A 16,697-nucleotide genomic window follows, 5' to 3' on the forward strand; every position below is an offset into this window, starting at 1 on the left:
CAGATGGCTATGACAGTCCATTGCGATATCGTCAGCGCGGAAGGAGAAATCTTTTCCGGTCTGGTCGAGATGGTGATCGCGCACGGCAGCCTGGGTGATCTTGGTATCGCTCTAGGTCACGCTCCGCTGATCACTGAACTGAAGCCGGGTCCGATCCGCCTGATCAAACAGGGTGGGGAAGCCGAGGTGTTTTACATCTCCGGTGGTTACCTCGAGGTTCAGCCGAACATGGTCAAGGTTCTTGCCGACACTGTGCAACGTGCTGCCGACCTGGACGAAGCCTCCGCTCAGGAAGCCGTCAAGGCTGCCGAGAAGGCCCTGCATGAAAGAGGCGCGGAGTTCGATTACGGTTCTGCTGCCGCTCGTCTGGCCGAGGCTGCAGCTCAGCTGCGCACCGTCCAGCAGATCCGCAAGAAGTTCGGCGGCTAAGCCATCAGCTTTTTGTGTGATTGATTAAAAAGGGTAGCCTCGGCTACCCTTTTTCTTTTTGTGCAATTCACTTTCTGGTCACAGCCGCTGACCACCCAGGATTGGTAGCCAGTCATGTCTCTCGAAATCGTTATTCTCGCTGCCGGTCAAGGCACTCGCATGCGTTCGGCACTGCCGAAAGTTCTCCACCCGGTCGCGGGCAATTCCATGCTTGGTCATGTTATCCACAGCGCCCGGCAACTTGATCCACAGCGCATCCACGTAGTCATCGGCCATGGTGCCGATGTGGTGCGCGAACGTTTCGCCGCAGACGATCTGAATTTCGTCTTGCAGGACAAGCAGCTCGGCACGGGTCACGCCGTCGCTCAGGCTTTGCCGTTTCTGACGGCTGAAAATGTGCTGATCCTTTACGGTGATGTGCCACTGATTGAAGTTGAGACGCTCCAGCGTCTGCTGAAGAAAGCCAGCCCTGAACAACTCGGACTGTTGACCGTAACCCTGGCAGACCCGACCGGTTACGGCCGGATCGTCCGCGATGCCGAGGGTAACGTCACTGCCATCGTCGAACACAAGGATGCCTCTGACGCCGAGAAGGCCATTTGCGAAGGCAACACCGGGATTCTCGCGGTGCCTGGCGCGCGTTTGGCTGATTGGCTGGGCCGCTTGTCGAACAACAACGTCCAGGGCGAGTACTACCTGACCGATGTGATCGAAATGGCGGTCAACGATGGTCTGGTCGTCGCCACCGAGCAACCCCATGACGCCATGGAAGTGCAGGGCGCCAACGATCGCAAGCAACTCGCTGAGCTGGAACGCCATTACCAATTGCGTGAAGGTCGTCGCTTGATGGCGCTGGGCGTGACGTTGCGTGACCCGGCGCGCCTTGATGTGCGTGGCGAAGTCAGTGTCGGTCGTGATGTGCTGATCGACATCAACGTGATTCTCGAAGGTCGGGTGGTCATCGAAGATGATGTGGTCATCGGTCCGAACTGCGTGATCAAAGACAGCACCCTGCGCAAAGGTGCGGTAATCAAGGCCAATAGTCATATCGAAGGTGCAGTCCTGGGCGAGGGCAGTGATGCCGGCCCGTTTGCTCGACTGCGTCCGGGGACTGTGCTGGAAGCCCGCGCCCATGTGGGTAACTTTGTAGAGCTGAAGAATGCCCATCTGGGCGAAGGCGCGAAGGCTGGTCATTTGACCTATCTGGGCGACGCAGAGGTCGGCGCGCGCACCAATATTGGCGCTGGCACCATCACGTGCAACTATGACGGCGCTAACAAGTTCAAGACGATACTGGGCGAAGACGTATTCATCGGCTCCAACAACTCGTTGGTGGCGCCTGTGGATATCTCATCTGGAGCGACCACGGCGGCGGGTTCGACCATTACTTCTGACGTGGGTGTCGAGCAGTTGGCAGTCGGCCGCGCTCGTCAGCGCAATATCGATGGCTGGAAACGGCCGGTGAAAATCAAGAAGAGCTGAGTTATCCACAGAGCGTTTCGGATTCGGCGTCTGTGGCGCTCATGAGATAGCTATCGCGGGCAAGCCTCGCTCCTACAGACGTTATCATTTGTAGGAGCGAGGCTTGCCCGCGATGCTTTTATCCACAGATCTTTTTCATTCCGCCCGCTTGACGATTTTCTTCAGATAGGTTTTGATTGCCTTCGCTATCTTTCGAAACGAAACTTATAAGTCCATGTCGAAACGAAATACACCACAACGTCGTCATAACATTCTCGCTTTGCTCAATGAGCAGGGCGAAGTCAGTGTGGATGAGTTGGCCAAACGTTTCGAAACCTCTGAAGTCACGATTCGCAAGGATCTGGCTGCCCTGGAGAGCAATGGTCTGTTGTTGCGCCGCTATGGTGGCGCGATCACCATGCCGCAAGAGTTGGTCAGCGAGATCGGCCAGCCCGTCTCGAAGTTCAAGCAATCCATCGCACGCGCCGCCGTTACGCGGATTCGCGAACACGCGCGGATCATTATCGACAGCGGCAGCACTACCGCCGCGATGATCCCGGAACTCGGCCAACAGCCAGGTCTGGTGGTCATGACCAACTCCCTGCATGTTGCCAATGCCTTGAGCGAGTTGGAGCACGAACCCGTGCTGTTGATGACCGGCGGAACCTGGGACCCGCATTCAGAGTCTTTCCAGGGGCAGGTCGCCGAGCAGGTACTACGCTCTTATGATTTCGACCAGCTGTTCATCGGTGCCGATGGCATTGATCTGATTCGTGGCACCACCACTTTCAACGAACTGCTTGGCCTCAGCCGGGTGATGGCGGAAGTGGCCCGTGAAGTGATCGTGATGGTCGAGGCCGACAAGATCGGCCGCAAAATCCCCAACCTGGAGCTGCCATGGAGCAGCGTCCATACCCTTATTACTGATGATCGTTTGCCACTCGAGGCACGCGAACAGATTCAGGCCCGCGGCATTAACTTGATTTGCGCGGCAGTCAGCCAGGAGAAATAGCATGTGTGGAATTGTTGGCGCAGTCGCTGAACGGAATATCACCGCCATTTTGCTCGAAGGCCTCAAGCGCCTGGAATACCGCGGTTATGACAGCGCGGGCGTGGCGGTTTTCAGTAATGCCGGCAAGCTTGAGCGCGTTCGCCGCCCGGGCAAGGTCAGCGAGTTGGAGCAAGCCCTGGCCGGTGAGCCGCTAACAGGTCGGCTCGGTATCGCTCATACTCGCTGGGCAACTCACGGCGCACCGTGCGAGCGCAATGCCCACCCGCATTTCTCCGGTGATCTGGCGGTGGTGCACAACGGCATCATCGAGAACCATGAAGCTCTGCGCGAGCAATTGAAAGCGCTGGATTATGTGTTCACTTCGGAGACCGATACCGAAGTCATCGCCCACCTGCTGGACCACAAACTCAAACACCATAGTGACCTCACCGTGGCACTCAAAGCCACTGTCAAAGAACTGCACGGCGCTTATGGCCTGGCGGTTGTCAGCGCCCGCCAACCTGATCGCCTGGTAGCGGCACGTAGTGGCAGCCCGTTGGTGATCGGCCTGGGGCTGGGCGAAAACTTCCTGGCTTCCGATCAATTGGCGTTGCGGCAGGTCACCGACCGTTTCATGTACCTGGAAGAGGGCGACATCGCTGAGATACATCGCGATAGCGTGCAGATCTGGGACGTCAACGGTCAGTCGGTCGAACGCGAAGCCGTGCAATATCGCGATGGCGCCGAAGCGGCCGAAAAGGGCGCGTTCCGCCACTTCATGCTCAAGGAAATCCACGAACAGCCGTCTGTGGTGCAACGTACGCTGGAAGGTCGTCTCAGCCAGAATCAGGTAATGGTCCAGGCATTCGGTCAGCAGGCTGCAGAGCTGTTTGCAAAGGTCCGTAACGTGCAGATCGTCGCCTGCGGTACCAGCTATCACGCCGGTATGGTTGCCCGTTACTGGCTGGAAGAGCTGGCCGGGATTCCGTGCCAGGTCGAAGTCGCCAGCGAGTTCCGCTACCGAAAAGTAGTGGTGCAACCGGACACCCTGTTCGTGACCATCTCGCAGTCCGGCGAAACTGCCGACACCTTGGCGGCGCTGCGTAATGCCAAGGAGCTGGGCTTCCTCGCCAGCCTGGCGATCTGCAACGTTGGGATCAGTTCACTGGTGCGTGAGTCCGATCTGACCCTGCTGACCCAGGCTGGTCGCGAAATCGGCGTGGCCTCGACCAAAGCCTTCACCACTCAGCTGGTCGGGCTGTTGCTGCTGACCCTGTCCCTGGGCCAGGTACGTGGCACGTTGGCAGATGGTATGGAAGCCAAGCTGGTTGAAGAGCTGCGTCGCTTACCGACTCGCTTGGGTGAAGCCCTGGCGATGGACAGCACGGTCGAGAAAATTGCCGAGCTGTTTGCCGACAAACACCACACCCTGTTCCTCGGCCGTGGCGCGCAATACCCTGTGGCGATGGAAGGTGCGCTCAAGCTCAAGGAAATCTCTTACATTCACGCTGAAGCTTATCCGGCCGGTGAGCTGAAGCACGGCCCATTGGCGCTGGTCGACAACGACATGCCGGTGGTCACCGTGGCGCCGAACAACGAGCTGTTGGAGAAACTCAAATCCAACCTGCAGGAAGTTCGCGCCCGTGGCGGCGAGTTGATCGTCTTTGCTGACGAACAGGCCGGCATGACCAATGGCGAAGGTACTCACGTTATCAACATGCCACACATCCACGACATTCTGTCGCCGATCCTCTACACCATCCCGCTGCAACTGCTGTCGTACTACGTCGCGGTGCTCAAAGGCACGGACGTTGACCAGCCACGCAACCTGGCGAAATCTGTAACGGTGGAGTGAGTTATCCACAGCCAGCGGTCTGTCTGACACAAGACAACATAGTTAGACACAATGCCTAAACCCCCCGATTTTCGGGGGGTTCTGCTTGTTTAGAGAGCCGTTTGTCCGTTTTCCTCATCCCGCTTTCGTCTGGTTGCCGTGTGCAGACTTTGGTTCTCCCAACCAGGCGTAGTAGTCGCTGGGGGGCATTCAACGTCAGGCAATGCCGCCGGATGGAATACCCGCAGCCATCTGGCAGATGAAGACGTAATTCAGCCGCACTCCCTGGAAAAGTAAGCAGCGGCCATCCTGATTATGTTTTCTACATCCAGGTTTTGAGCATCAGGTAGCCAGCAACCACAACGCACACCGCAGAAAAACCGAGTTGTATGGCTTTGGCGGGAATCCTGGGGGAGATGATTCTTCCCAACAGCATCCCGCCGACACTGGTGGCTATAAAAACCCCACCTGTAGCCGTTATGTGGGCACCTGCGTGAATAGCACCCGTCACCGCAGTGGCTGAGATCAGGGCAATGGTCATGAGCGAGGTAGCCACGATGCCATGCATTCTGATGTCTGAAAATTGTTGAAATGCAGGCACGATCAGGAACCCTCCACCCACACCGAGCATCCCCGTTAACAGCCCTGAGAGCGAGCCGACGAGGGCTAAGGTGGTTGAGCATTTCAGTGTCCAGCGTAGGCGGCCGGTCTCAGGGTTGAGCATGCAGTTTTTGTGTTGCCAACGCTGCTCAGTGTCTGCGGTTTCAGCCTTACTGCCGCGCGTCTGTCGAATCATGCGTATCGCCACAACGACCATCACCATGCTGAACAGGGAGATCAGTACAGTGTTGGGCAGCGAATGGGCAATGTGCACGCCCAGGGGCGAGAACACGGCGCCCAACAGCGCCATCACCAGGGCTGCACGATAACGTACCAGCCCTTTCCTGAGTCCATCCATGGCCCCTAACGTCGCCGCAGCGCTGACGGCAAACAGCGCCACAGGGGCTGCCGCCGTCATGGACCAGCCCAAGCCGATCACCAGTGCGGGTACGGCCAGAATGCCGCCACCGGCACCGGTAAGGCCAAGAATGATGCCAATGACTGTCCCGAACATTGCACTAAGTAGCATGCTGGACCCTCACTCAGCCTTGGAGAGACTGGTCAGCCACTCACGCCCCTTGAGCATGCCGTTCCAGTAAAACCAGGGCAGGAATCTGGCTTTCAGGAACCATGCGCACTGCCGGGCTACAGTCGGGTCCAGGGGGAACGATGGCAGCAATTTCCCGCCGTAGCCGAACTCTGCGAGCACCACCTTGCCTTTTTCGACCGTGAGCGGGCACGACCCGTAGCCGTCGTAGCGCAGCAACATAGGTTGATGGCGGCGCAACGCCAGGAGGTTGTTGGCCACTACGACGATTTGCTTGCGGGCTGCAGCAGCGGTTTTGGCGTTGCTGGTGGAGCAGATATCGCCAAGCGCAAATACGTCCGGATAGCGGCTGTGTTGCAGCGTCGCCGGATCTACCTCGCACCAGCCTGCTGAGTCAGCCAAGGGGCTGCTGCGAATGAAGTCGGGGGCCACCTGTGGCGGGACCACATGGAGCATGTCGAATTTTTTGGCGCACTGAGTGGGCTTGCCGAGCTCGTCCAGGCTTTCGAACCAGGCTGTTTTGGCCGGGCCGTCGACTTTGACCAGATTCGAGCCGAATTTCAGCTGCGCTTGATACTTCTCGATGTACTTCATCAGTGGCGGGACAAAGGCCGCCACGCCGAACAGCGTTGCGCCAGCGAGATTGAACTCGACATCCATGTCCTGCAGCACGCCTGATTTTTGCCAATGATCGCAGGAAAGGTACAGGGCCTTTTGCGGGGCGCCGGCACATTTGATCGGCATGGCTGGCTGGGAAAAGAGGGCTGTACCGCGGCGTAACCCCTTCACCAGCTGCCAGGTGTAGGCGCATAGGTCATAGCGGTAGTTGGACGTCACCCCATTCTTGCCCAGGGTTTCTTCCAGCCCTTCGATTTTTTCCCAGGCAAGCCTCAACCCCGGGCAGACGATGAGGTTTTGATAAGCGACGCTTTTACCGTCGCTCAGCGACAGGCGCTTGCTGTCTGGCAGGACCTCGACTACAGCAGCCTTGATCCAGGTTGCGCCACGCGCAATGACCTGCGACATGGGTCTGACGGTCTTGCGCACGTCATACGCCCCCCCGCCAACCAGCGTCCAGGCCGGTTGGTAGTAGTGCTTGTCATTGGGCTCAATGAGCGTGATCTGCAGATCGGGAGCACGCTTGAGCAGGCTTGCCACGACCCCGATGCCCGCCGATCCTCCACCAATGACCACGATGTCGGCGCTGATATCGGCGCGACCTGTGGCGACTTCGCTGCGAGCGGCGCTCGCCGACGCTTGTTGGTAGAGCTGGGTTGAGCGATTACCGGTACGACAAAACGCCAAAACGGGTGCAGGTAGAGTACCCAACAGTTGGCCGAACTGCTGGATTTCACGGTCGCTGATGTTATTGGGCTGGACCGGGAGATAGGCAAAGTCCAGGCCCAGCCGTTTGGCTTCGGCTTGAATGGCTGCGCTGGCAGGTTGATCCGCGCCACCTTCATGATCCGGTCGGTTACAGATGATTGAGCTAAACCCTAGCCTGGCCGCTTCGTTGAGATCTTCCGGGGCTATTTGACCGGTTGTTGCAAAATCTTTGCTATGAGTGGTGACTTGCATGCCATTTAGACTCTTAAAGAGGTTATCCATGTCGCGCTGCCTGAATTCAATAAAAGGATTCAGAACACATTGAGCGGAATCTTCAGGTAGCTGATGCCATTGGCCTTCGCCACGGGGCTCTCCCCGGCTCGCATGTTGATCTGCACTGACGGCAGCAGCAGCCTGGGCTGATTCAGGGTTTTGTCACGCGCAGTGCGCAAGGCAACGAATTCAACTTCGCCGATGCCTTGGCCGACATGGATGTTGTGCGCGCGCTCCTCGTCCACCGTGGTCTGGTGACGGTAGACGTCGCGGCTGGGGGATTTGTAATCGTGGCACATGAACAGGCGGGTGCTACCTGGCAGCTCGAACAGCCGGCCAATCGAACGGTACAACTGATGTGCGTCGCCACCGGGAAAGTCGCAGCGGGCCGTGCCGCAGTCGGGCATGAACAGGGTGTCGCCGACGAAAGCCGCATCTTCGATCAAATAGGTCACGCAAGCCGGAGTATGGCCGGGGGTGTGCAGTACGCGGACGGCCAACTCACCGATGTGGAATGTTTCGCTGTCGGCGAACAGGCGGTCGAACTGACTGCCGTCTGCCTTGAATCCGTCTTCGGCGTCGAACAGCCTGGCGAAGGTGCTCTGTACCTGAGGAATGCGATCGCCAATGCCGATCTGCCCGCCCAATTGCTCCTGCAGATAGCGTGCGGCCGAGAGGTGATCGGCATGCACGTGGGTTTCCAGAATCCACTCAAGCACAAGCCCGTTGGTGCGCACCTGTTCGATCAGGCGGTCGGCACTGGCGTACGAGATGCGGGCGGCGGCGGCATCGTAGTCGAGCACCGGGTCGATGATCGCGCAGCGGCGGGTCTTCGGGTCGCTGATCAGGTAGCTGTAGGTGCAGCTATCCGGGTCGAAGACAGGTTTAACGTCAAACTGCATAGTCACTTTTCCACGCTCGGATCGTCTGGGTCAGTACTGCCGGTAACGTACAGCAGCGCGGCGGTTGAGCCGCACTGCTGCACTCCATTCAAGACGCCAGCGACATAGCGCCGCCGGCCAATGGCGAGCGAATATCGGACAGGAAGCGCTGCGCGCGCGGGTGCTCTGGATGCTGGAAAAATGTCTCGGGCGTCGCGCGTTCGAGCACCTTGCCCTGATCCATGAAGATCACTCGATCGGCCACTTCGCGGGCGAAGCCCATCTCGTGAGTGACGCAGACCATGGTCATACCTTCCTTAGCCAAACCTTTCATCGCTTGCAGCACCTCGCCGACCATTTCCGGATCCAGCGCGGAGGTGGGCTCATCGAACAGCATCACCGGCGGGTTCATCGCCAGTGCCCTGGCGATGGCCACGCGCTGTTGCTGACCGCCCGAGAGCTCACCGGGATAAGCGCCGGCCTTGTGGGCCAGGCCGACGCGCTCCAGCAGGCTCATGGCCAGGTCGTCCGCTTCCTTGGCGGGCAGCTTGCGCAAGCGGCGCGGTGCCAGGGTGCAGTTTTGCAACACGGTGAGGTGTGGAAACAGATTGAACTGCTGGAACACGAAGCCGATCCGGCTACGCAGTGCATTGACACTGACGGAGCGCTCATAGATGTCCACGCCGTCGATGAAAATGTTGCCACTCTGGATGGCTTCCAGCCGGTTGAGGGTGCGAATCATCGTCGACTTGCCTGAACCAGACGGGCCACAGACCACGACCACTTCACCTTTGGCCACGGTTTCGTTGATGTCAGCCAGAGCATGGTAGCTGCCGTACCACTTGTTGACGTTTTCTAGTTTGATCATGGGATTAAACCTTTGCAGAACGGACGGCGAGATGCTTTTCCAGCCAGAAGGCGAAGCGCGACAGGCTGAAGCACATGACGAAGTAAGTGAGGCCGAGTAGTGCATAGATCTCGACCGGTTTGGTCGGCAGCTGAGCGCTGATCTGCGATGCGACGAACGACACTTCGGAGAGGCTGATGATGTAGCCCAGCGAGGTCTCCTTGATGGTGGAGACGAACTGATTCACCAGGGAGGGCAGCATGTTGCGAAAGGCCTGGGGCAGTATCACCAACAGCATCGAGGCCAGGTACGAGAAGCCCAGTGAGCGAGCGCTTTCCATTTGCCCGCGCGGCAATCCAAGAATTCCGGCGCGGATGATTTCGGCGAGGTAGACCCCATCGAAAATCACCAAGGCTGCGAGCATGGTGCCGAATTGATCGGTGCGTTGACCGGTAATAGTCGGCAGGAGGAAATAGGCCCAGAAGATCACCATCAACAACGGGGTGCCACGTAGTACATGCACCAACCCAGTGACCGGCACGCGTAAAAACGCGAATGGACTGATGCGACAAAGTGCGAGCAGCACCCCGACTGGAAAGGCCAGTACCAGTGCCAATGCCGCCAGAATCAGGGTCATCAACAAGCCACCCAAAGGGCCGTTCGGATACTGGCCGATCAGGTAGTACAGCCCATAGGTTTGGATGATATCGAGCATCGTCAGGCACTCCGTACGGGATAGCGTTGCTGGTACCAGCTGGACAGCAGGGTGATGGCGATCGAGACGCTGACATAACCGGCGGTGGTTACGGCGAACGACTCAAACCCCCGGAAGGTGGCGCTTTCCACCTGCTGGGCCTGATACATCATTTCAGCGACGCCGATCACCATGGCGATGCTGGTGTTCTTCCACAGGTTCAGCGTCTGGCTGATCAGCGGTGGCACCGTCACCCGCAACGACTGCGGGAGGATCACCAGGCGCATGGTGCTGATAAAGCCAAAACCGAGGGTGCGGCCCGCCTCTATTTGCTCCTTGGGAATGGAACGCAAGCCGCTGCGGATGTCCTCGGCCATATAGGCCGCGGTATAGAGCACCAAGGCGATGACCGCACTGACCGCCTCAATGTTGTGCTGGTAAATCCAGGACTTGATGGGGGCCGGCAGCAGCTCCGGTGCGCCGAAATACCAGAACAGCATGTGCGCCAGCAGCGGCACGTTGCGGATCGCTTCCACGTAGGTGATCGCGATGCCTCGTAACGGGGCGTAGGGAGCGAGCCGCAAGACGGCCAGAAAGATAGCCAGAGGCAGCGCGATGACCAAGGTAATCAGGGCGAGTTGGATGGACAGCAGGAAGCCACTGACAAGCCATTCCTGATACTGCCCGGACAGCACGATCGACAAATCAAACGTATTCATAAATGGGCCCGTGGCCCGGCCGAAGGCCGGGCCTTCAACAAGTCAGTTGATGTTGTCGGTTTCGATCTTGAACGACCGGCTGGCGAACTTCATGTTGGAGTCCGGACCAAACCATTTTATGAACAGCTTGTCGGCCGCGCCGGAAGACTCCAGATCACGCAGAGTCTTGTTCACCTGCTCCTGGAAGGCGGGCTCGCCTTTCTTCAGGCCCAACGCCAAGTGCTCGGTCGACAAGCTCTGCGGGAGGATCCGATAGTCTTTTGCCGCATCACCGAGCTTGGCGAAATTACCGGCCAATGAAGTCTCGTCGTTGGCGTAAGCCACACCCTTGCCCTGTTGCAGAGCGAGCAAGGCCTGAGGATTGGTGTCGAACGAAACGATCTGGGCGGTGGGGATCTTCGATCTGACGCTCTGCTCCATCGTGGTGCCTTTGATCGTCAGTATCTTCTTGCCTGCCAGCTGGTCAAGTTGATCAATGCCACTGTCAGCCTTGACCATCACCTTCTGACCGGTGATGAAGGTCGAGAGCGAGAAGTTGATCAATGCCTCACGCTCCTTGCTATGGGTCAAGGAGGCGGTCAGGAGGTCGACACGGCCCTGCTGCAGCTCGGGTATGCGTGCTGTGTTCGCCAATTGCTTCACCACCGGCTTGACACCGATGCTCGCGGCGATGGCAGTGCAAAGATCCACGTCGTAACCCACGATTTCGCGAGTTGCCGGGTTCTTCATGAAGCTGAACGGCTCATCGGTGCCGAGCACACCACAGACCAACTCCCCCTTTGCCTTGATATCGCTGAGTTGGTCGGCTGACGCCGAGACACTTGTTGCAAGCGCCAGGGCCAGTACTGCAGTTTTCCAGTGGGCTTTGACTACGCGGTTCGTTTGCATTTTCTTGACCTTATTATTGTGAAAAAGCATTCCAGTTTTAGTCAGCATTGGGTGGAGCGAACGTCGAGGTGCCTCTTGTCGATAGTGGTATTAGTTATTCGGCCGAAGCAGTACGCAGCCGCTCGAAGCCCGCACTCAAGTCGGCGATCAGGTCGTCGACGTGCTCCAGTCCGATGGACAGCCGGATCAGGTTCTCGGTGATGCCGAGGCTGATCTTCTGTTCATGGCTCAAGGAGTTGTGCGACATGCTGTAGGAGTGGTTGATCATGCTTTCCACCCCGCCCAGGGAGTCGGCCAGCACAAAAATTGACAACTGCTCGATGAAGGGGGTCAGCGCTTTACGGTCGGCCTTCAACTTCAGCGAGACCACCGCGCCGCCGGAGCGCATCTGGTGTTTGCACAGCGCGTGTTGCGGATGGCTTTCCAGCCCCGGGTAAAATACTTCCTCGACCTGCGCGTGAGTGCTCAGGAAGTGGGCAATCTTCGCCGCATTGCTGCACTGGCGCTCCATGCGCACGTCAAGGGTCTTCAGCCCGCGCAGGGCGAGATAGCAGTCGAACGGCCCCTGGACCGCGCCGATGGCCATGCTGATGGAGCGCAGGTGAGCGAATAGTGACTCGTCAGCCGCGACCACCACGCCACCGATCAGGTCGGAGTGCCCCCCGATGTATTTACTCGCCGAGTGCATCACCAGGTCGACGCCGTACTCGATCGGGCGCTGGTTCCAGGGCGAGCAGAAGGTGTTGTCGACGCAGGTCAGGATGCCGTGAGCGCGGGCGAACTCTGTCACGCGCTGGATGTCGACCAGTTGCAGCAGGGGGTTGGTCGGCGTTTCGATCCAGATCATCCGGGTGTTGTCGCGACGGCTCGCTGCCAGGGCCTCAAGGTCGTTGAGGTCAATGTAGCTGGCGCTTAGCCCGGAGGTCTTGCTGCGGTAGTCCTCCATCAGGCGGAAGGTGCCACCGTAGACGCCAGCCATCACGATCACATGGGAGTCCTTCGGCAAGAGCTCGAGCACGGTGGCGGTGGCAGCCATGCCCGAAGCGCAGGCCACAGCACCACGGCCGCTCTCCAACTGTGCAATGCAGCTCTCGTAGGCATGCCGGGTGGGGTTGCCGACGCGCCCGTAGGCATAGTCTGGACTGTCGTCAAGGCTGCGCTTGATGAACGAACTGGAGGTAACTATCGACGGGAAGATCGTGTTGTCCGCGTAGGTCGACTGTTCGCCGGCGTGGATCACTTGGGTGGAAAAGTTGCTCTTGTTCTGGCTCATAGTCGGTAATACCTTGCGAAGACTAAAGATAGCGATCGAGTTGTTTCGAATAGGGTGTGATGTCGCCGATAGTACGAGCGACCCAGTCATGGTCGTAGTAGGTGTCCAGATAGCGTTCGCCGCTATCGCACATCAGGGTCACGATAGAGCCCTTCAGACCTTGCTCCTGCATCCGCAACGCAACACTCAGCGCGCCCCACATATTGGTACCGGTGGAGCCACCGGCCTTCTTGCCGAGCAACTTTTCCAGCCAGTAGAGGGTGGCGATGCTGGCAGCGTCGGGAATCTTCAGCATGTCGTCGATCACGTCCGGCAGGAAGGACGGCTCCACCTGGGGACGACCGATGCCTTCGATGCGGCTGCTATGGGTGCTGGTGAGACTTGAATCGCCTGTTCGGTAGCTTTCATAGAACACCGAGTTCTCCGGGTCCACCACTATCAATCGGGTATCGTGCCCCTTGTAGCGGATGTAGCGGCCGATGGTCGAAGAGGTGCCGCCGGTGCCTGCACTCATGACAATCGCGTGGGGAATGGGATGTGGCTCGCCGGTCATCTGCTGGAAGATGCTGTCGGCTATATTGTTGTTGCCGCGCCAATCTGTTGCCCGCTCGGCATAGGTGAACTGGTCCATGTAGTGGCCATCGCTCTCGCGCGCCAGGCGCTGCGCCTCGGAATAGACCTGGGACGATTGATCGACGAAGTGGCAACGTCCGCCGAGCTGCTCAACCTGTACGATCTTTTTGCTCGCGGTGTTGCGCGGCATGACCGCGGTGAAGGGCAGGCCAAGCAGTTTGGCGAAATAGGCTTCGGACACGGCCGTGCTACCCGAGGACGCCTCGACCACATGGGTGCCCTCGCGGATCTTGCCGCTGCAAATGGCGTGCAAGAACAGCGAGCGTGCCAGCCGGTGCTTGAGGCTGCCGGTTGGATGTGTGCTCTCGTCCTTGAGGTAGATGTCGACGCCCTTCAACCCCGGAATGTCCAGCTTGTGGATATGGGTGTCGGCGGAGCGTAACAGGTCGCAGGAGATACTCCTGGTCGCAGACCGGATCCATTCATTCATCATGGTTTTCCCCCGGCTCAGCATGCGGCCACAGCGATCGCATCAATTTCCACCAATGCTGCCCGCGGCAAGCTACTCACGCCGATCGCCGCTCGTGCGGGATAGGGTTTGGCGAACAGCTCTTCCATCACCGAATTGATCAAGGCGAAATGGCTCAAGTCAGTCAGGTAGATGGTCAGCTTGACCACATCGGCGAAGCCCATTGAGGCCTCTTCGAGAATCGCACCCAGGTTGGCAAAGGCTTGCCGGACCTGTGCTTCGATGCCTTCGACCATTTGCATGCTCTGTGGGTCCAGGGCGATCTGACCGGAAACATAAAGGGTGGCTGCGCATTTTACGGCCTGCGAGTAAGGGCCAATCGCCTCAGGAGCGGCGCGGGTGGTGATGATCTTCTTCATATTCGGGGCTCTCCGGGCACGTTTCATGGGATAAATTTTACCGTCGCCCACCAGAAAAAGAGTTTTAAACTTCCTGCTCTTTACGCCGGTTTTTAGAAAAAATTTCTACAATTTGCCGTCATTAGAGGAATTGATATTTTCGATCGCCACATCCTCTCCCTCTTGCAACGCGATACCACCATCCTCCTCAAAGAACTGGCCGAGGCCGTCAACCTTTCAACAACTCCCCTGCTGGAAGTGGGTAAACAAACTCGAGGAAGAGGGCTATATCAGAGCCAAGGTTAATAAAGGCAAAGGCCGGACGGTGAATGCGCGCTGACGGGGATGATGACGGGCCTGCTCGCCGGGCGGCGTGTGTCGCATCGACACTACGGACCGGCAGCTCGACGCTGCGGCTCAGCGTCTGCGCGACGAAGGCCGTCGCCCATACGTGATCCCGATTGGCAGCTCGAATGCGCTCGGCTACGTTCGCGCGGGCCTCGAGCTCGAGCAGCAGATCTCTGCGGCGGGGCTCGACTTCACGGCCGTCTCCTCGCCGCAATAACGCAGAACGCGCCGCTCGTCGCCGATCGTGGGCGGCGCTGTTCGCATCATTCCGTCACGATGTAATCGGTCGGCAGCGCGGTCGTGCGCTTGATCACCTCCATCGCGAATGCCGAGCTCACGTCCATCAGCTCGACGCTCTTGATCAGCCGTTTGTAGACTCTGTCGTATCCGGCAATATTCGGCACGACGACCTTGAGCAGGTAATCGACGTCGCCGCTCATCCGGTAGATCTCGATGATCTCCGGAATCGCACAAACAGCCTCGACAAAATGCGATGTCCACGCATCGCCGTGCTGGTTCGAGCGCACCGTCACGAATGCAGTGAGCCCCAAGTTCAGCTTGGCCGGATCGCACAGCACAACCTGCCGGCAGATCACGCCGTCGTCCCGCAGCTTCTGCAGCCTTCGCCAGCATGGCGTCGGCGACAGATTCACCGCCTTCGCCAGGTTGTTCAGACCGATCGTCGCATCCGCCTGAAGCATCGTGAGCATCTGTGCATCGCGTTTGTCCATATCGCCTCCGAGGTAGAAATTTTTTCTAATCTTATCTGGATCGGCGACATTCTTTGGAAACTATTTTCGTCTTCGCGCAATTAACATGTCCTCAAGCACAGCGACTGCCGCGACGATGCGGCACCGCTTGATTCGCCTCGATTGAACCGACGAAAAAGGATCACGCCTTGAACACCACGTATTCGACCGACACCGTTCTGGTCCACGAGGGCCGCACGCACAGCCAGCTCGGCGCGCCGGTGAACCCGCCGGTCTACCGGCAATCGACGTTGCTCTTTCACAGCATCGAGGCGCTGAAAACGGCGAGCGGCACGCCGAACGCATACGGCCGCGGCGGCAGTCCGACCACCCGCGCGCTCGAAAACGCGCTCGCCCGCCTCGAAGGCGCGCATCGAGCGATGCTCACGCCGAGCGGGCTCAGCGCGATCACGACATCGCTGCTCGCGGTGCTCGGTCCCGGCGATCATTTACTGATGACAGACTCGGTCTACGATCCGACTCGCGCGTTCTGCGCCGAGACGCTCGCGCGCCTGGGCATCGAAACGACGTACTACAATCCGTCGATCGGCGCGGACATCGCAGCGCTGATACGTCCGAGCACGCGCGCAGTGTTCGTCGAGTCGCCCGGCTCGCTGACGTTCGAGGTGCAGGACATTCCGGCGATCAGCCGGATCGCGCATCGGCACGGCGCAATCGTGCTGATGGACAACACCTGGGCCACGCCGCTGCATTTCCGTTCATTCGAGCATGGTGTCGACGTATCGATTCACGCGGCGACGAAATACATCTCCGGGCACTCCGACGTGCTAATGGGCGCGATCCTCACGACCGAGGCGCTCTTTGCGAAGATCAACCGTTTCTATCGGCAGCTCGGCATGACCGTGAGCGGCGACGACGCGTATCTCGCACTGCGCGGCTTGCGCACGCTGTCGCTGCGGCTCGAGCGGCACCAGCGCAACGCGCATGCTCTGACGGAATGGCTCGCGCAGCAGCCGGAAGTCGCTCAGATCCTGTATCCGGCGCGGCAGGATTCACCTGGGCACGCGCTGTGGAAGCGCGATTTCACGGGTGCGAGCGGCCTGTTCGGCGTGGTGCTGAATCCGCAATCGGACGAAGCGATGCGCGCGATGCTCGACGGCATGACCTGCTTCGGCATGGGCTATAGCTGGGGCGGTTTCGAGAGCCTGATTCTCCGGTTGAACCCGGCGAGCTCCCGCACGGCGACGCAATGGCCGTGGGAAGGCCCGCTGCTACGAATTCACGCGGGCCTCGAGCACCCGGACGACATGATCGCCGATCTCGAAGCCGCATTCTCACGGCTGCGCGCCGCTGGGCTGACACGAATGGAAGTCTGACCCGCCTTGCGCAGGTCGAAGATTCGCGTATCGATGCTTCGGTTTGCGACGCGACGATCA

General features: G+C 58.9%; 16 protein-coding genes and 3 pseudogenes. 7 read left to right on the top strand and 12 right to left on the bottom strand.

The features are described from left to right. The first annotated feature begins 3 nt into the window (after positions 1 to 3). The 4 genes from AC07W5_RS00660 to glmS all read left to right on the top strand — a co-directional run bounded on the left by AC07W5_RS00660 (position 4) and on the right by glmS (position 4,736). The gene (locus AC07W5_RS00660; protein ID WP_494991035.1) at positions 4 to 429 is read left to right on the top strand and encodes a F0F1 ATP synthase subunit epsilon; all 426 of its coding nucleotides are present in this window, start codon (positions 4 to 6) and stop codon (positions 427 to 429) included. Between the two features lie 114 nt (positions 430 to 543). Next, a complete protein-coding gene (glmU, locus tag AC07W5_RS00665) occupies positions 544 to 1,911 on the top strand; it encodes a bifunctional UDP-N-acetylglucosamine diphosphorylase/glucosamine-1-phosphate N-acetyltransferase GlmU (protein WP_495010505.1) in 1,368 nt (455 codons plus the stop codon). A gap of 214 nt (positions 1,912 to 2,125) precedes the next feature. After that, positions 2,126 to 2,902, top strand: a complete 777-nt coding sequence (locus AC07W5_RS00670) for a DeoR/GlpR family DNA-binding transcription regulator (protein WP_494991033.1) — start codon at positions 2,126 to 2,128, stop codon at positions 2,900 to 2,902. Position 2,903: 1 nt separating this feature from the next. After that, complete coding sequence (gene glmS / locus AC07W5_RS00675; RefSeq protein WP_494991032.1) at positions 2,904 to 4,736, top strand: glutamine--fructose-6-phosphate transaminase (isomerizing); 1,833 nt, start codon at positions 2,904 to 2,906, stop codon at positions 4,734 to 4,736. 301 nt (positions 4,737 to 5,037) lie between these two features. On the opposite strand, the gene AC07W5_RS00680 is transcribed toward glmS, so the two are convergent. From AC07W5_RS00680 to AC07W5_RS00730, 11 genes and pseudogenes are all read right to left on the bottom strand, one after another. Then, positions 5,038 to 5,844 carry a sulfite exporter TauE/SafE family protein gene (locus AC07W5_RS00680; RefSeq protein ID WP_494991031.1) on the bottom strand — a complete coding sequence of 269 codons (807 nt, stop codon included), beginning with the start codon at positions 5,842 to 5,844 and terminating at the stop codon, positions 5,038 to 5,040. A gap of 9 nt (positions 5,845 to 5,853) precedes the next feature. Beyond that, the gene (locus AC07W5_RS00685) at positions 5,854 to 7,071 is read right to left on the bottom strand and encodes an NAD(P)/FAD-dependent oxidoreductase (RefSeq protein ID WP_495010569.1); all 1,218 of its coding nucleotides are present in this window, start codon (positions 7,069 to 7,071) and stop codon (positions 5,854 to 5,856) included. 42 nt (positions 7,072 to 7,113) lie between these two features. Continuing rightward, positions 7,114 to 7,470 (bottom strand): annotated as a pseudogene (locus AC07W5_RS00690) (protein tyrosine phosphatase family protein); the annotation flags it as partial. 29 nt (positions 7,471 to 7,499) lie between these two features. After that, positions 7,500 to 8,363 carry an MBL fold metallo-hydrolase gene (locus AC07W5_RS00695; RefSeq protein WP_495022611.1) on the bottom strand — a complete coding sequence of 288 codons (864 nt, stop codon included), beginning with the start codon at positions 8,361 to 8,363 and terminating at the stop codon, positions 7,500 to 7,502. An 88-nt stretch (positions 8,364 to 8,451) separates the two neighbouring features. After that, positions 8,452 to 9,210, bottom strand: a complete 759-nt coding sequence (locus AC07W5_RS00700) for an amino acid ABC transporter ATP-binding protein (protein ID WP_495022612.1) — start codon at positions 9,208 to 9,210, stop codon at positions 8,452 to 8,454. A 4-nt stretch (positions 9,211 to 9,214) separates the two neighbouring features. Beyond that, positions 9,215 to 9,904 carry an amino acid ABC transporter permease gene (locus AC07W5_RS00705; RefSeq protein ID WP_494991027.1) on the bottom strand — a complete coding sequence of 230 codons (690 nt, stop codon included), beginning with the start codon at positions 9,902 to 9,904 and terminating at the stop codon, positions 9,215 to 9,217. A 2-nt stretch (positions 9,905 to 9,906) separates the two neighbouring features. Continuing rightward, entirely contained in the window at positions 9,907 to 10,602 is a 696-nt protein-coding gene (locus tag AC07W5_RS00710) for an amino acid ABC transporter permease (RefSeq protein ID WP_495022613.1), read from the bottom strand. A gap of 42 nt (positions 10,603 to 10,644) precedes the next feature. Next, positions 10,645 to 11,490, bottom strand: a complete 846-nt coding sequence (locus AC07W5_RS00715; protein ID WP_494991025.1) for an ABC transporter substrate-binding protein — start codon at positions 11,488 to 11,490, stop codon at positions 10,645 to 10,647. A 94-nt stretch (positions 11,491 to 11,584) separates the two neighbouring features. Further along, positions 11,585 to 12,763: a trans-sulfuration enzyme family protein gene (locus tag AC07W5_RS00720; protein WP_495022614.1), complete on the bottom strand. Its 1,179-nt coding sequence runs from the start codon at positions 12,761 to 12,763 to the stop codon at positions 11,585 to 11,587. A gap of 22 nt (positions 12,764 to 12,785) precedes the next feature. Continuing rightward, the gene (locus AC07W5_RS00725; protein WP_494991023.1) at positions 12,786 to 13,829 is read right to left on the bottom strand and encodes a PLP-dependent cysteine synthase family protein; all 1,044 of its coding nucleotides are present in this window, start codon (positions 13,827 to 13,829) and stop codon (positions 12,786 to 12,788) included. A gap of 14 nt (positions 13,830 to 13,843) precedes the next feature. Next, positions 13,844 to 14,224 carry a Rid family detoxifying hydrolase gene (locus tag AC07W5_RS00730; RefSeq protein ID WP_495022615.1) on the bottom strand — a complete coding sequence of 127 codons (381 nt, stop codon included), beginning with the start codon at positions 14,222 to 14,224 and terminating at the stop codon, positions 13,844 to 13,846. 129 nt (positions 14,225 to 14,353) lie between these two features. Here AC07W5_RS00730 and AC07W5_RS00735 point away from each other — a divergent pair. Next, positions 14,354 to 14,507 (top strand): annotated as a pseudogene (locus AC07W5_RS00735) (Lrp/AsnC family transcriptional regulator); the annotation flags it as partial. Positions 14,508 to 14,594: 87 nt separating this feature from the next. Then, a pseudogene (locus tag AC07W5_RS00740) lies at positions 14,595 to 14,753 on the top strand (D-cysteine desulfhydrase); the annotation flags it as partial. Between the two features lie 61 nt (positions 14,754 to 14,814). On the opposite strand, the gene AC07W5_RS00745 reads toward AC07W5_RS00740, so the two are convergent. Beyond that, a complete protein-coding gene (locus AC07W5_RS00745) occupies positions 14,815 to 15,282 on the bottom strand; it encodes an Lrp/AsnC family transcriptional regulator (RefSeq protein WP_494991021.1) in 468 nt (155 codons plus the stop codon). A 167-nt stretch (positions 15,283 to 15,449) separates the two neighbouring features. Between AC07W5_RS00745 and metC the strand changes: the two genes are divergently transcribed. After that, positions 15,450 to 16,637 (top strand): cystathionine beta-lyase, encoded by a 1,188-nt coding sequence (gene metC, locus AC07W5_RS00750; RefSeq protein ID WP_495022616.1) that lies wholly within the window; start codon positions 15,450 to 15,452, stop codon positions 16,635 to 16,637. Positions 16,638 to 16,697: the final 60 nt, after the last annotated feature.

The sequence above is a fragment of the Pseudomonas sp. GW821-FHT01E05 genome (genome assembly GCF_059422425.1).

What these genes read in the sequence shown, in the direction of transcription:
- AC07W5_RS00745 (WP_494991021.1), bottom strand. Translation starts at nt 15,282, where the DNA reads ATGGACAAACGCGATGCACAGATGCTCACGATGCTTCAGGCGGATGCG.
- AC07W5_RS00710 (WP_495022613.1), bottom strand. Translation starts at nt 10,602, where the DNA reads ATGAATACGTTTGATTTGTCGATCGTGCTGTCCGGGCAGTATCAGGAA.
- AC07W5_RS00705 (WP_494991027.1), bottom strand. Translation starts at nt 9,904, where the DNA reads ATGCTCGATATCATCCAAACCTATGGGCTGTACTACCTGATCGGCCAG.
- AC07W5_RS00660 (WP_494991035.1), top strand. Translation starts at nt 4, where the DNA reads ATGGCTATGACAGTCCATTGCGATATCGTCAGCGCGGAAGGAGAAATC.
- AC07W5_RS00715 (WP_494991025.1), bottom strand. Translation starts at nt 11,490, where the DNA reads ATGCAAACGAACCGCGTAGTCAAAGCCCACTGGAAAACTGCAGTACTG.
- AC07W5_RS00700 (WP_495022612.1), bottom strand. Translation starts at nt 9,210, where the DNA reads ATGATCAAACTAGAAAACGTCAACAAGTGGTACGGCAGCTACCATGCT.
- AC07W5_RS00680 (WP_494991031.1), bottom strand. Translation starts at nt 5,844, where the DNA reads ATGCTACTTAGTGCAATGTTCGGGACAGTCATTGGCATCATTCTTGGC.
- AC07W5_RS00670 (WP_494991033.1), top strand. Translation starts at nt 2,126, where the DNA reads ATGTCGAAACGAAATACACCACAACGTCGTCATAACATTCTCGCTTTG.
- AC07W5_RS00730 (WP_495022615.1), bottom strand. Translation starts at nt 14,224, where the DNA reads ATGAAGAAGATCATCACCACCCGCGCCGCTCCTGAGGCGATTGGCCCT.
- glmU (WP_495010505.1), top strand. Translation starts at nt 544, where the DNA reads ATGTCTCTCGAAATCGTTATTCTCGCTGCCGGTCAAGGCACTCGCATG.
- AC07W5_RS00725 (WP_494991023.1), bottom strand. Translation starts at nt 13,829, where the DNA reads ATGATGAATGAATGGATCCGGTCTGCGACCAGGAGTATCTCCTGCGAC.
- glmS (WP_494991032.1), top strand. Translation starts at nt 2,904, where the DNA reads ATGTGTGGAATTGTTGGCGCAGTCGCTGAACGGAATATCACCGCCATT.
- AC07W5_RS00720 (WP_495022614.1), bottom strand. Translation starts at nt 12,763, where the DNA reads ATGAGCCAGAACAAGAGCAACTTTTCCACCCAAGTGATCCACGCCGGC.
- AC07W5_RS00695 (WP_495022611.1), bottom strand. Translation starts at nt 8,363, where the DNA reads ATGCAGTTTGACGTTAAACCTGTCTTCGACCCGGATAGCTGCACCTAC.